This is a genomic window from Micromonospora sp. CA-246542, from assembly GCF_050942905.1.
GTDB lineage: Bacteria > Actinomycetota > Actinomycetes > Mycobacteriales > Micromonosporaceae > Micromonospora.
In genome coordinates this window covers 6,567,793-6,581,981 of record NZ_CP192040.1, presented here as the reverse complement: position 1 = coordinate 6,581,981, position 14,189 = coordinate 6,567,793, and the positions used below count along the sequence as shown (strand labels likewise).

Sequence of the window (14,189 nt, the reverse complement as noted above, 5' to 3'; positions counted from 1 at the left end):
GGCGGCGACCTGCCAGGGCCGCCGCCGACCGTCCGATCAGGCCGGGAGGCGTACGACGTCGTAGTCGACGGTCGGGCCAGGCTCGACGTCGAACCGGCCGTTGACCACGTAGAGCGCCGAGCCGAGCAGGTCGCCGGTGGCCGGCGACCGTAGCGCCGGGCTGGTGATCTCCCGCCGGAGCACCCCGGCGGTGCCGTCGGCGTTCAGCTCGACGACCGCGACGACGTTGCTCAGGTTCCGGATCACGTAGAGGGTGCGGCCGCGCAGCACCAGCCCGTCCGCTCGGTCCACCGAGTAGCCGCCGAGGTCGACGACCTGGCTGGCTCCGGTGCGCGCGTCGACACGGACCAGCCGACCGGTCAACATCTGGTCGACCAGCAGGTCCCCGTCGGGGAGCGCCACGATCCCGTTGTTGAACGCGTCTGGTGTGGCGGCCGGTCCGGTGAGCGGCAGCACCCGGGCGGCGGTGGCCTCGGGCAGCCGACCACCGGCAAGCAGCGGTACGACGTACAGCACCGGTCGGGCCGAGTCGGTGAAGTAGACGGCGTGCCGGGTGACCACGAGGTCGTTGACGATGCTGCCCGGCTCGTCGGTGAACCGGTAGTTGGCCAGTTGCCTGCCGGTCGCACCGTCGTAGACGCTCGCCGTCCCGGCGGAGAAGTCGGCGGTCCACAGCCGGCCCTGCGGGTCGAGCTTGAGACCGGCCTTCTCCCGCCCCGGAGCGCCCGCGATGAACACCGAACCGTGTCCGGTACGGAGATCGCCCCGCCAGACGGCCCCGTTGCCGACCGAGCCCACGTAGACGGTGGTGCCCCGGCCGATCGTCAGCCCTTCGGGGCTGTACCCGTCGGGCAGGGCGATCCGGGACGGGAACGACGTTCCCGGGTGGGCGTTCGCGCCCGGACCGACCGTGCCGAGGGTTGCCGCCGCCACCAGGGGGACGACGAGAAGAGAGAGCAGCCTGCGCAAGGGGAACACCGCCTGTCGTCGAGTGGATGTCTCCACTGAGGAACGTGTCGCCCTGGTAACGCTCCGCGTACCCCAGAAGGTTGGAGTGGGCCTAGCCCCGCTCGGCGGCGTACGCGGCCAGCCAGGCGACCTGGGCCGGGTCCAGCGACGGGCGGACGCGGTCGCGGGCGGTGGCGACGTGCGCGGCGGTGACCGTGGCGGCGGCCAGCGACTCGCGCATCGCGGCGAGTGCCGCCTCCCGGATCACGGCGGCGCAGTCCGCGGCCGAGAAGCCGTCCAGTTCCGCGCCGAGGGCGGCCAGGTCGACGTCCGGATGCCAGGGGCACGTTCCGGGACGCGGCCCGCAGGATCTCCGCGCGGGCCGGACCGTCCGGTGGTGGCACGTAGACGAGCCGCCCCAGCCGGCCGGGCCGCAGCAGCGCCGGGTCGACCAGGTCCGGCCGGTTCGTGGCGCCGACGACCACCACGTTGCGCAGCGCCTCCACCCCGTCCAGCTCGGTGAGCAGCGCCGCGACCACCCGATCCGTGGTGCCGCCGTCGGTGGCCTGCCCGCGTACCGGGGCCAACGCGTCGACCTCGTCCAGGAAGATCAGCGTCGGCGCGGCCTCCCGGGCCCGGCGGAACAGCTCGCGGACGGCGCGTTCGCTCTCGCCCACCCACTTGGAGAGCAGTTCCGCGCCCTTGACCGAGAGCACGTTCGCCCGGCCCGACCCGGCGAGCGCGGTGACCAGGTACGTCTTGCCGCAACCGGGCGGCCCGTAGAGCAGCACGCCGCGCGGTGGCTGCACGCCGAGGCGGGCGAAGGTGTCCGGGTAGGTCAACGGCCACAGCACCGACTCGGTCAACGTCTGCTTGACCTCGTCCAGTCCGCCGACGTCGTCAAGCGTCACCGACGCCAACTCCAACGTCGACGCGGCCATCGTCGTCGGCCGGACCACCTCCAGGGCGGCGGTGAAGTCGGCCATCGACACCGTGGGCGTCGACGCGGACTTCTGCCGCAGCGCCGCGCGTACCCCGGCCTCCCGGACCAGCGCGGCCAGGTCCGCCGCGACGAACCCGGGGGTACGGCCGGCCACCTCGTCCAGCCGCACGTCGTCGGCGAGCGGGACCTGCCGGGTCAGCACGGTGAGCTGTTCGCGGCGCAGGGCCGCGTCGGGCAGTGGCACGCTGATCCGCAGCGACAGCAGGTCCGGCGCGCGCAGCGCCACGTCGACGGCCTCCGGCCGGCTGGTGGTGCAGACCACGGCGACCCCCGCCCGGACGACCTCCGCGAGCACCTGCCGGAACACCGTGGCCAGCGGACCGGGCTCGTCCGCCGGGGCCAGGGCCTCCACGTCGGTGACCAGCAGCACGGCCGGCCCGCCGGCCCGGGCCGCCGTCGCGGCGGCGCGCAGCCGGTCGGCGGCGGCCTGGTCGGCCAGCGCGACCACCTCGGGCGCCCACAGCGGGTGTACGCGGGCACCCACCCGGGCCGCGACCGCCCGGACCAGCGCCGACTTCCCGGAGCCGGCCGGTCCGGAGAGCAGCACGCCCAGCGAGATGGTGGTGCCCAGCCGGCCCAGCACCTCCCGGTGGTGGAAGCCGAGGTCGAGGAGTTCGGTCAACTCGTCCGCCTGGGCGCGCAACCCCGGCAGCTCGTCCACGTCGGGCGCGTCCGTCTCGTCGACGGCGTCGACCGTCCCGGGCCGCCGGGCCGGTGCTGGCGTGCCGTGGGTGGCCGGACCGTGTTCCCAGGCGACCACCGTGTCCATGGTGACCAGCGACCCGGCGGACTCCTCGACGGTGACCACGGTGAGCAGGGTGCTCGTCCAGGCGAAGCCGACGCTGGTGGCGAGACTGCGCCGGGCCGCCTCGACGAGACCGCGCGTCGACGCGTCCGGCAGCACGTCCTGGGGCAGCAGCGACACGTCGTCGCCGGCGCTGACCACCTTGCCGAGCAGGGCGAGCCGGAGCATCTCCGGGCTGACCGCCGCGATCACCTCCACCGGCCCGGCCAGGGTGACCCGGGCCGCCGGGGTCAGCGGCAGCGGCGAGACGCGTACCGACGCGCCGTCCCGTACGCCCAGGTTGCCGAGCGTGAGGTCGTCGGCGTAGAGCAGGGCGCTGCTCGCGCCCGCCCCGGCCGCCGCCACGATCCCGGCGGTCTCCCGGCGACCCGTCAGCCGCACCGGCGAGCCCGGGCGCAGGCCCAGCGCGGTCAGCGCCTCCGGGTGCAGCCGCACGATGCCCCGTCGGGCGTCCAGCGCGGCCGGTCGAAGGCTCGCCGTCAGGGTCAGGTCGGGTGGGGCCACCGCCCGACCGTAGTACCCGTCAGCCGGTCACGCCGTTCAGCGCCGCGGATCCAACTCGTCCAGTAGCGACGGGTCGCGCCGGATCAACTCCGCCAGGCGGGCCGCCGGGTCCGGCGTCAACCCGTCCGGGCCGGGCGCCCACGCCGGGACCGTCCGCCCGGAGAGCGGCCAGGACGGCGGGGGTTCCACCGGGGCCGCCGGCGGCTCCGGGCCGACCGTCACGTCCGGGCCGTCCCAGGAGACCCGCAGCGGGTACGTCCGACCGTCGTGCTCCACCCGGACGGTCACCGCCAGCCCGGGGTACGCGCCAACGACCTGGCGTACCGCCTCGGTCACCTCCTCGACCGGCCCCCACCCGGCCTCGTCGGCGGGGTCGTGCCGTTCCGCGTGCCGGGCCGGCCCGGCGTTGCGGGCCGGCGCGGTGACGCCCGGCCCGGCGGTCGGGCCCGGCGGTGGCGTGGTGCCGTCACGGTCGTCGGCCCGCCGGCGCAGCGCCTCCTCGCGCCGGGCCAGCCGGGCCAGCGTCTCGTCCAGGTCGCCCCTCACCAGATCACCCCTTCCCGCCACGGCCGGAGCCGGTCGGCTCAGGCCTTCCTGTCCCGGGTGGCCCGGTCCAACGCGCGGTCCAGGACGACCAGCAGGGCGTCCCGCACCGAGAGTCGGTCCCGGGCGTCGAACTGCACCAGGGGTACGTGGTCGCCGATGGCCAGCGCCCAGCGGATCTCGCCGAGTTCCAGTGCCAGTCGCCCGTCGAACGCGTTGACCCCCACCACGAACGGCAGACCGGCCCGCTCGAAGAAGTCGATCGCCGGGAAGCAGTCGTCAAGGCGTGCGCTGTCGACGACCACGAGCGCGCCGAGCGCGCCCCGGGCGAGGTCGTCCCACATGAAGCCGAAGCGGGACTGCCCCGGGGTCCCGAACAGGTAGAGCTTCAGGCTGCGGTCGATCGTCACACAGCCGAAGTCCATCGCCACCGTGGTCGTGGTCTTGTTCGACCGTACGCCCGGGTCGTCCACGCCGATGCCGGCGCTGGTCATCTCGGCCTCGGTGGTCAGCGGCGCGATCTCGGAGATCGCGCCGACCGTGGTGGTCTTGCCCACCCCGAACCCACCGGCGACGAGGATCTTGACCGGTACGGGCGGCGCGGCCGACGGACGGCTGGTCGGTCCCGTTTCGGCCGGCGGCCGGTACGGAGGCGGCGGCCCGGTCGGCGGTGGCGCGCTGGCCCGCCCGGACGCCGGCGGAGTGCCCGCGGCCGCGCCGTAGCGGGCGGTGGCGCTGTTGCCGGCGAGACCCCCGATCGGGGCGACCGGCCATTCAGGAGATCGCACGAAGTCCATCAATCACTCGCAGGATGAGGTCGGGGTCGTAGGCGTCGTTGGCGTCGGTGACGTGCACGTCCAGGTGCCCGGCGGCCCGCAGGTCGCCCACCAGCACGCGGGTCACGCCGAACTGCAGCCGGGCCCGGGCGGAGATCTCGGCCACCGAGATCGGTTCGGCGCAGAGCGCGATGATCGCCTGAAGCTCCGGCGCCAGCAGGCTGACCGGCGTGCCCGTCCACCGGGCGACGTCGGAGCGGGTCACCTGCGTCTCGAGTCCGATCGCCGGATCCGCGCCGGCCACCCGCCCGGCGGTGAGCACGAACGGCCGCAGACCGGCCGGGCCACTGTCGTCCGGAGCCGGCGTCGGCTCCGGCGCCGCCGACGCGCCGCCCCCACCCGGGTGCGGCGTGCGCAGGTAGGGGCGGATCCGTACCCCGGGCTCCGGGTCCGGATCCTCGCCGGCGACGTCGGGAGTCACTGCTGAACGGCGTTCTTCAGCTCGGCGATCAGGCGGGGGGTGAGCGCGCCGCCGGCCCGGCCGGCGAAGAGCGTCATCTCGTACGCGACGGTGCCCAGGTTCGCCGAGCGGTCGGCGACGACACCCAACACGGAACCGCTGCTGATGGCGCTGATCAACAGGTACCCGTCGGCCATGTCGACGATCACCCGGTTGAGGCCGCCGAGCGCGTACCAACTCGCCGCGCCCCCGGCGAGGCTGGTCATGCCGGAGACCACGGCCGCCAGACGCTCCGCGTTGGAGCGGTCCTTGATGGCCGACATCGCCATCAGCAGCCCGTCCGAGGAGACCGCGATCGCCTCCAACACCCCGGCGGTGCTGGAGGTGAAGGAGTCCAGCAGCCAGTTGAACGTGCGGGCCTCGGGGCTGAGGTCCCCGGCGGCGGCCGGCTGGGTCTGGTCGACGTTGTCGTGCAGGAAGGGGCTGGTCACCGTGATGATCCTTCTTCGTTCCGACGATCTGGGCTGACTTCGCGGAGAGCGCGGGCGACGCCCGCCTCGAACTCGGTGATGAGGTTGCGCACCTCGGCCGGGTCGCCGAGCTGCGGGCTGGCTGGTGGGTTGGGCGGTGAGACCGTCAGGTTCGCGCCGGGCACGCGCCGGCTCAGCCGGGGACGGCCCCGGTTGGTGCCGCCGGTGTCCGCCACGGTCGGCCCGAAGCCGCCCGGGGTGGTGGGCAGGTCGACGGTAGCTCCGGAATCCGCCGCCGTGGGCCCCGCGCTGGCGGGCGGGTCGGTGACCGTCCGCATCGACCAGTTCCCGCCGGGACCATCGGCGGGTGGGGCGCTCGACTCGGCCCGGCGTACGCCGGACTGGAACGCCTCGACCAGCGCGCGGGCGGCGTCCGGGTCGGCGCTGGTGGCGTCGACCGGCCGGGTGGGTGCGGCGGTCGCGGCGAGGCTCGCGCCGGGCACCCGCTGCCGGATCCGGGGGCCGGCGGACGTCCCTGTCGTGGTGGCGCTCTGCGCGACGGCGGCGGCTTGCGGTGTCGTACGGGCGGTCGCGGCGGCGTCCGTCGACTCCCGAGCGCCGAAGGCGTCCCAGGACTCGCCGGACTCCAGGCTGCGGGTGGCCCGGCTGAGCAGGTCCGTGTCGAAGCCGGACGATGGCACTGCGGCGGCTGCGGCGACGGCCGGTGCGGTGGTGGCCGGCGCGGCGACGGCGCCCCGGGCACGAGCGCCCCGGGTGGAGTCGAGAGCCAGCCGTCGTCCCCGGTCCGGTACGGCGGCCCGGGCGACCGTCGCCCCGGCCCGGTCGGCGCGACGCAGCACCAGTGACGCCTGGGGAATCTCCACCTGGGCGGTCACGCCGCCGCCAACGGTGGCCGCGAGACGCACCTCCCAGCCGTGGCGGCGAGCCAGCCGGCCCACCACGAAGAGACCGAGCACCTCGGTCGGCGCGAGGTCGAGACGTTCGCGCCGGGTGAGCCGGGCGTTCTCCTCGGTGAGCCGCTGCTCGCTCATGCCGATGCCGTGGTCCACGACGGTGATCCGGGCGCCCAGCCCGGACGTCTCGCCGGTCACCACGACCCGGGTGTGCGGCGGGGAGAAGACCGTCGCGTTCTCCATCAGCTCGGCCAGTGCCAGGACGAGGTCGCCGATGACGGCCGGCGCGGCGGCGACACCCGCCGGCACCTGCACGTCGACGCGGGTGTAGTCCTCGATCTCGCCGAGCGCCAACCGGACCACGTCGGCCAGCGGAACCGGCGCGGTGTGCGCGTCGGCGCCGGCTGATCCGGAGAGCACCACGAGGCTGCCGGCGTTGCGGCGCAGCCGGCTGGAGATGTGGTCGAGCCGGTACAGGTGCTCCAACCGGCCCGCGTCGGCCTCCTGCTGCTCCAGCCGGTCGATCAGCGCGAGCTGCCGGCTCACCAGGTTCTGGGTACGCCGTCCGACGTGCCCGAACATCTGCGCCACGTTGCGCCGGCCGGCGATCTGCCGCTCGACCAACTGGGCGGCGGTGTTCTGCACCCGGTCGAACGCCCGGGCCAGGTCACCGATCTCGTCGCTGGAGGAGATGACCACCGGCTGCAACCGGACCGACTGGGCGCTCTCCGCCTCGTCGTCGGTGACCCGGACCAGCTCCGCCTCCGCGACCCGGGCGACCCGGTCGGCGGAGCGGGTGAGCTGGGTCAGCGGTCGGGCCACCGTACGCGCCACCGCCGCGCTGAGCAGCACCACCAGCGCCAGGATCAGCGCCGCCGCGCCAGCTACCAGGTAGGCGGCGGTGAGCGCGCGGCGCTGGTCGGCCTTCACCTCGGCGAGAACGTCGGCGACGATCTTCTTCTCGACGAACTGACCTAGCCGGATCATCGTGCGGACGGCCGGGAACAGCGCCTCCATCGGCACGTCGCGGACCGCCCCGGCCGGGTCCCGGGCGCTGGTGATCAGGAAGTCGGGGCTGGTACGCGCGGCCACGGCGGCATCGTTGAGCTGGGCCACCTTGAGCTGCTCGGGCGTGATCAGGCTGCGGAAGCGCGCGTTGTCGACCTGGAGGGCCGCGATGCACGCCACGTAGCCGGCGGTGGTGTCCGGAGTGCCGATCGCCTTGACGAGGATGCTCAGCGTGGCGCAGGAGCCGATGCCCTCGTCGGCGCGGAGCAGCCCGTCCAGGGCGAGCACCTGGCGGCCGGGCAACGTCTCGGTGTCCACACTGAAGACCAGCCGGAGCGATCCGATCAACTCCCGGTTGACCGGGCCGAAGGCGTCCATCACCTGGCCGGGGTTCGCGGTGCGGGCAAGTACCGCCCTGCGCAGGTCACCCAGCCGGGACACCCCGTTGAGCGCGTGGTCGACCTGCTCGGTCAGCGCGTCGCCGCCGTCGGCCCGCAGGTCGGCCACCCGGTCGTCTACGTCGGCCGCCTTGCGGATCACCTCGGAGCGTTCGACCCGGCCGAGGAGGAAGCCGATCGACAGGATGCGCTCCTGCTGGAGGTCCTGGACGAGGCTGCCGACCCGGCTGGCGAGCCGTACCTGGTCGGTGATGTCGGCGGCGCGCTGGGCGGCGGCCACCCGGTCGAGCACCACGGGCACCGCGAGGCCGACCATGCTCAGCAGGGGAATCACCACGAGCAGCGCGAGCTTCCCGCGGATCCGGAGCCTAGCGAGCAGCATCGAAGGGCCCCCACTGCTCGGCGACCGGCTCGTGGGCCGCGCCCACCGGTTGCAGCGGTCGGAGGTCGGTCGCGGCCGGTGGTTGCCAGGGGTCGCCGGTCGGCGCGGCGGCCGGGGTCGTGGCGTCCGGTGTGGCGGCCCGGCGGCGTGTCCGCCGGTCGGCGGCGATCAGCAGTACGGCGAGCCAGATCAGCACCAGCGCGGCCATCCCGGCCGCCCCGGCGGCCAGCCACCGGTCCCGGGCCAACCCGTCGATCCGTTCGGTGAGCAGGGTGTCCAACTCGCCGAGGATGACGGGCTGAAGCTGCCGGGCGGCGTTGCGCGAGTTGAGCGCGGTGGCGGCCAGTTGGCCCTGGTCCACCGTTCCCGAGGCGCTGGGCGTCGAGTACAGGGCCATCGCCTCCACCGACCGCTGGTAGGCGTCGAGCGGGGTCAGCACGTTGGCGCCCAGGTCGGTGCTCTCCGAGTTGTCCACGGCGGAGCGCAGGTTGTCGACCACCTCGGTCGCGGGTGCCAGGGCGGCCACCCGCAGGCCGGTCATCTCCATCAGGCTCCGGGGCCGTTCGGCGGCCGGTCGTCGAGCGGTGAGCACACCCAGGTCGGCGAGCCGGCCGGCGCCCACCACCGCCTCGGGCAGCTTCTGGCCGGCGCTGTCCTGCAGGAAGAACGAGTCGGCGCCCGGGTCACGGCCCAGCCCTGAGCTCTCCCGGACCTTGCGGTGCAGGGCGAGCAGCAGGTCGGTGACCTCGCCGTACGCGGTGTAGGCGGCCTCCGGGTCGGCGGGGCTGCGCTCGCGCAGCGCCTCCAGTTTGGCGCGTAGCCCGGCCCACCGTTCCTGCGTGCGCAGTTCTCCGCCGATGCGGGCGTCCACCGCGGCGGCCTGCTCGACGGCGCGGGTCAGGGGCTCGCCCGGGACGGGACGGCCGGCGACGGCGGTGGTCTGGGCCTCCACCAGTGTCTCGGTGACCGGGGCCAGCGCGCGGAGGTACTCCACGCCGAGTCGTTCCCGGTCGGCGAGGCTCCGATCGTCGCCGGTGTGTCGCCAGGTGGACGCGAAGAGCGTGCCCACCGGCGCGAGCAGCGCGACGATGAGCAGCAACGGCAGCGATCGGCCGAGCATGGACGTTCGTCGACGGGCCCGCGGCGCGGGGACTGTCATGGGGTGTCTCCTCCGGCGTCGGGCGGGGGATCGGCGCGGTGTCGGGTTCGCCGACAAGTCCCGTCCACCGGACCGGAAAACTAATCGAACCCCCAGGCGAGCTGGCCGGTTGCGACGAGTCAGGTTTGCGTCAGTTCGAGCGATGTCACCGTTCGTCAGGGTTCCGGGCACGCTCTGTCCGATTCGTTGGTGTGACATGAAGGCATCGAGGGTGATATCCGCGAAAGATCGGAATTCACGGGATCCGAAGTCAACTCACTGGCCCGCCACGCCTGATGCTCGGTCGCACCGGACCGGATCACCGATCGGGGCAACCGGACGGACGTACGGCGGATCTCAGCCAACGCTCAGGCTGCGCGCCGTACCGTGTGCCGCATGAGATCGCCGTCGCCGGCCGCGTGGTTCCGGCGTGCCCTGCCCACCCGCCGCCGCGCGATCGCCGCAGCGGCGGTCGTCGTGCTGCTGGCTGCCGCCGTGACCTGGGCGGTGTGGCCGCAGGGATCGGACGTCCGCACCCAGAGCGCGATGCTCACCGTCCGCTCCGGACCGTCCGGTGACCAACCCGTGGACCTGGACACGACCCTCTACCTACCGCCCGGCGCGTCGTCCGGCCGGAAGGTCCCCGCGGTCCTGCTGGCGCACGGCTTCGGCGGCACGAAGGAGTCGGTGCGCTCGGACGCGGAGGAGTTCGCCGGACGCGGCTACGCGGTGCTCACCTGGACCGCGCGGGGCTTCGGCCGCAGCGGCGGCGAGATCCACCTGGACAACCCCGACTACGAGGTGCGCGACGCCCAGCGGCTGCTGGACTGGCTGGCCGCCCGGCCCGAGGTGCGGACCGACGCCCCCGGCGACCCGAAGGTGGGCGTGGTCGGCGGCTCGTACGGCGGCGGCCTGGCGCTGCTGCTTGCCGCGCAGGACCAGCGGGTGGACGCGATCGTCCCCATGATCACCTGGAACGACCTGTCCCGGGCCTTCCTGCCGGAGAGCACCGGCGGGGCGCCGACCGAGGGCGTGTTCAAGAAGGGCTGGGCCGGCCTCTTCTTCGGCGGCGGTGGCAACGTGGGCAGCGGCCCGGCCGGGCTCGCCGGTACGACCGCCGCCCAACCGGAAGGAGCGCCGGCGTCCGCCGGCGCACCGAGCCCGGGGCCGGGCGCGGGTCCCGGAACCGCGCCCGGTGGCCTACCGGCCGGTGCCGCCGACCCGTCCTGCGGGCGGTTCGCGGCCGACGTGTGCGCCGCGTACCTGCGGATCGCCACCGCGGGCCGGGCCGACCAGGCGGCCGTCGACCTGCTGCGCCGGTCCAGCCCGGCCGGTGTGCTGGACCGGATCAAGGCGCCCACCCTGCTGGTGCAGGGCGAGGCGGACACGCTCTTTCCGCTCGGCGAGGCGGACGCGAACGCCCGGGGGATCGCCGCCGCCGGCACCCCGGTGCGGGTCGCCTGGTTCACCGGCGGGCACGACGGCGGCAGTGGACCGCGCTCGGACGAGGACCGGGTGAAGTTCCTGACCATCCAGTGGCTCGACCACTACGTCAAGGGCGAGGGCGACGCGCCCGGCGACGACTTCACCTGGTCCCGGATCGCCGGGTTCGACGCGCTCGACCGGGGTCTGGTCGCCACCGGTTTCCGCCGCGCCGACTACCCCGGCCTCGCCGGCAACGCCCGCCGGGAGGTGGCCGTCGCCGGTCCGGCGCAGCCGATCGCGAACCCGCCGAACGGCAACCCGGCCGCCATCTCCTCGATTCCGTTCGCCGGCGGCCTCGCCTCGCTGCTCGACGGGGTGGCCGGCGACGTGCCCGGTCAGCATGCGCGCTTCGAGTCGACGCCGCTGACCGAGGCGGTCGACGTGGCCGGTGCGCCCACCGTGACCGTGCGGGCCGCCTCGCCCACCGGGGAGGCGGTCCTCTTCGTCAAGCTGTACGACGTCGACAAGGACGGCGCGGCGACCCTGCCGAACGGTCTGGTCGCGCCGATCCGCCTCACCGGTCTGCCGCAGCGGGTGCAGGACGCCCGCCCGGTCACCGTGACGCTGCCCGGGATCGTCCGCCGGATCGAGGCGGGGCACCGGCTGCGCCTGGTGGTCGCCAGCTCCGACCAGGCGTACACCACCCCCGCCGCGCCCACCGTCTACACGGTGGCCGCGGACGGCGCGGTCAGCCTGCCCACGGTCGACGGCGAGCCGATCCCCACCGCGGCGACCGTCTGGCGCTGGGTGCTCGCCGGCCTGCTCGCCGCCATCCTGATCGGGCTCGTCGTGGTCGTCGCCGTCGTCCGCCGCCGGCATCGCCGCCAGGACCGCTCGGTGCATCCGGAGTACGCGGACACGCCGCTGGCCGTGCGCGCGCTGCGCAAGGAGTACGCGGACGGGTTCGTGGCGGTGTCGAACGTGGACTTCGAGGTGCACCCGGGTCAGGTGGTGGGCCTGCTGGGACCCAACGGCGCGGGCAAGACCACCACCCTGCGGGTGCTGATGGGGCTGACCCAGCCGACCGCCGGGGAGATCTACGTGTTCGGCCGTCGGCTGGTGCCCGGCTCGCCGGTCCTGTCCCGCATCGGCGCGCTCGTGGAGGGGCCGGGATTCCTGCCGCACCTCTCCGGCCTGGCGAACCTGCGGGCGTACTGGCGGGCCACCGGGCGACCGGCCGAGGACGCGCACTTCGACGAGGCGTTGGAGATCGCCGGTCTGGGCGACTCGGTGCACCGGAAGATCAAGAACTACAGCCACGGCATGCGCCAGCGGCTCGCCATCGCCCAGGCCATGCTCGGCCTCCCCGAGCTGCTGGTGCTGGACGAGCCGACCGACGGGCTGGACCCGCCGCAGATCGCCGAGATGCGCCGGGTCCTCCAGCGGTACGCCACCGACGGGCGGGCGGTGCTGGTCTCCAGTCACCTGCTGGCCGAGGTGGAGCAGACCTGCACGCACGCGGTGGTGGTCAACAAGGGCCGGATCGTGGCCTCCGGGCCGGTCCAGGAGATCGTCGGCGAGTCGCCGAGCGTGCTGTTCGACGTCACCGATCCGGAGGCGGCGCGGGCCGTGCTGGACCGGCTGCACGGCGTACGGGTGTTGCCGGAGAGCGACGGGCAGTTGGTCGTCGACACCAACGGCACGGCCCGCAGCGAGGTGGTGGCCGAGCTGGTGCGCGCCGGCATCGGGGTGGACCGGGTGGTGCCCCGGCGACGCCTGGAAGACGCGTTCCTCGCCCTGGTGGGCGAGAACTCTCGGGGAAGCGGTGACCGGTGATGGCTGTTGTCGACGCGGGCGAGGCCCGGGGCTACCGGCCGTCGGCCACCCTGCCCTTCGCGGCGGAGTTCCGCCGGCAGGCGTCCCGGCGGCGGACCCAACTGGCGCTCGGGTTCATGGTGCTGCTGCCGCTGATCATCCTGATCGCCTTCCAGTTCAACTCCGGTGGTGACGACGACAACGGCAACAACGAGTTCGCCAGCCTCGTCGACCTGGCCACCTCGGGCGGGCTCAACTTCACCCTCTTCTCGATCTTCGTGTCGGCGTCGTTCCTGCTGGTGGTGGTCGTCGCGCTGTTCTGCGGCGACACGGTGGCCAGCGAGGCGAGCTGGGGGAGCCTGCGCTACCTGCTGGCGATCCCGGTGCCCCGGGCGCGGCTGCTGACGGTGAAGCTGGTGGTCGCGCTCGCGTACTCGGGTCTGGCTCTGGTGTTGTTGGCCGGCACCGCCCTGCTCGCGGGGACCCTGCGCTACGGCTGGTCGCCGCTGCGCAGCACCGTGGCCGCCGAGCTGGAGCCGGGGGAGGGGCTGCTCCGGTTGCTGGCCGTGCTCGGCTACCTGGCGGTCGTACTCCTGGTGGTGGCCGGCCTGGCGTTCCTGCTGTCGGTGACGACGGACGCCGCGCTGGGCGCGGTGGGCGGAGCGGTCCTGCTGTGGATCCTGTCCAGCATCCTGGACCAGATCACCGCCCTGGGCGGGCTCCGGGACTTCCTGCCCACCCACTTCAGCACCGCCTGGCTCGGGTTGCTGTCCACACCGGTGCAGACCGACGACGTGGTACGCGGCACCATCTCGGCGATCAGCTACGCGACGCTGTTCTGGGGGTTGGCGTTCTGGCGCTTCACCCGCAAGGACATCACGTCGTAGGCATCCGCCAGGCGCTGACGCCGATCCGCCCGGTGTTGCCCACGTCGACCGGGCCGTCCGGATCGACCTCCTCGGCCGGCTGACCGGCGGCGGGCGCCACCGTCAGGTACGCACCGTCGGTGGCGACCACCGTCGAGTCGGTGACCAGGTTGCGCCAGAGGACGCTGGCGATGGCCCGTTCGCCGGGTGCCAGGGTGATCGGCTGCGGCGGCTGGTCGTAGCCTGACGTGATGTCCTTCGCCCCGTTCTGCACCGCCAGGATGATCGGCTTGCGCTGCTCGTCGAGGACCCACACCGTCGGGTACCCGTTGAGCCGGTACGGGCGGTCACCGCAGTTGACCAGCTCCAGGCCGAGGGCGCGTAGCCCCATCGCCGCGTCCCCGCCGGTCGACCGGATCCGGACACCGGACGGCGGGCACTCGGCCACCGGGGCGGTGCTAGCCGACGCGCTCGCGCTGGGCGCGGTCGTGACCTTGGGCGGCGGGTCGGTGGGGTCGCCGCCCTGCCCCGCGTGATCGCGCGGCACGCAGGCGCTGAGCGTGACCAGCAAAGCGGCCGCTGCGCCGACCCGTAGCCCGATGGTGTTGCGAAAGATCATTCCTCGATCCTCGCCGACGGCCGTGGTCCGCCGCTGCCCGGGCGGTCGCCGATCCTCTGGGTATGACCTGCCGTCCCCTGCTCAGACGCTGTCGAGCTGCCCCAGATCTGGGGCA

The 14,189-nt window shown here is 74.1% G+C and carries 10 protein-coding genes and 1 pseudogene; 2 read left to right on the top strand and 9 right to left on the bottom strand.

The features are described from left to right. Window positions 1-36: 36 nt before the first annotated feature. From ACQP0N_RS30635 to ACQP0N_RS30600, 8 genes and pseudogenes are all read right to left on the bottom strand, one after another. The gene (locus tag ACQP0N_RS30635) at window positions 37-969 is read right to left on the bottom strand and encodes an SMP-30/gluconolactonase/LRE family protein (RefSeq protein ID WP_433115934.1); all 933 of its coding nucleotides are present in this window, start codon (window positions 967-969) and stop codon (window positions 37-39) included. A gap of 91 nt (window positions 970-1,060) precedes the next feature. After that, window positions 1,061-3,260, bottom strand: a pseudogene (locus ACQP0N_RS30630) (AAA family ATPase). A 36-nt stretch (window positions 3,261-3,296) separates the two neighbouring features. Further along, window positions 3,297-3,806: a hypothetical protein gene (locus ACQP0N_RS30625; protein WP_433115932.1), complete on the bottom strand. Its 510-nt coding sequence runs from the start codon at window positions 3,804-3,806 to the stop codon at window positions 3,297-3,299. 38 nt (window positions 3,807-3,844) lie between these two features. Then, the gene (locus ACQP0N_RS30620; protein ID WP_433115930.1) at window positions 3,845-4,600 is read right to left on the bottom strand and encodes a GTP-binding protein; all 756 of its coding nucleotides are present in this window, start codon (window positions 4,598-4,600) and stop codon (window positions 3,845-3,847) included. Beyond that, complete coding sequence (locus tag ACQP0N_RS30615) at window positions 4,578-5,060, bottom strand: DUF742 domain-containing protein (protein ID WP_433115928.1); 483 nt, start codon at window positions 5,058-5,060, stop codon at window positions 4,578-4,580. The genes ACQP0N_RS30620 and ACQP0N_RS30615 overlap by 23 nt, the downstream gene beginning before the upstream one ends. Next, window positions 5,057-5,530, bottom strand: a complete 474-nt coding sequence (locus ACQP0N_RS30610; protein WP_355050923.1) for a roadblock/LC7 domain-containing protein — start codon at window positions 5,528-5,530, stop codon at window positions 5,057-5,059. Before ACQP0N_RS30610 ends, ACQP0N_RS30615 begins: the two co-directional genes overlap by 4 nt. Next, window positions 5,527-8,211, bottom strand: a complete 2,685-nt coding sequence (locus ACQP0N_RS30605) for a nitrate- and nitrite sensing domain-containing protein (RefSeq protein WP_433115926.1) — start codon at window positions 8,209-8,211, stop codon at window positions 5,527-5,529. Before ACQP0N_RS30605 ends, ACQP0N_RS30610 begins: the two co-directional genes overlap by 4 nt. After that, a complete protein-coding gene (locus tag ACQP0N_RS30600) occupies window positions 8,198-9,370 on the bottom strand; it encodes a hypothetical protein (RefSeq protein ID WP_433115924.1) in 1,173 nt (390 codons plus the stop codon). Before ACQP0N_RS30600 ends, ACQP0N_RS30605 begins: the two co-directional genes overlap by 14 nt. A gap of 375 nt (window positions 9,371-9,745) precedes the next feature. On the opposite strand from ACQP0N_RS30600, the gene ACQP0N_RS30595 reads away from it, so the two are divergent. Next, on the top strand, window positions 9,746-12,610 hold the full coding sequence (locus tag ACQP0N_RS30595; protein ID WP_433115921.1) for an alpha/beta fold hydrolase: 2,865 nt from the start codon (window positions 9,746-9,748) through the stop codon (window positions 12,608-12,610). Continuing rightward, window positions 12,610-13,476: an ABC transporter permease gene (locus ACQP0N_RS30590; protein ID WP_355050919.1), complete on the top strand. Its 867-nt coding sequence runs from the start codon at window positions 12,610-12,612 to the stop codon at window positions 13,474-13,476. The genes ACQP0N_RS30595 and ACQP0N_RS30590 overlap by 1 nt, the downstream gene beginning before the upstream one ends. Here the strand turns inward: ACQP0N_RS30590 and ACQP0N_RS30585 are convergent. Beyond that, on the bottom strand, window positions 13,466-14,074 hold the full coding sequence (locus ACQP0N_RS30585; protein WP_433115919.1) for a DUF4232 domain-containing protein: 609 nt from the start codon (window positions 14,072-14,074) through the stop codon (window positions 13,466-13,468). The genes ACQP0N_RS30590 and ACQP0N_RS30585 overlap by 11 nt on opposite strands. Window positions 14,075-14,189: the final 115 nt, after the last annotated feature.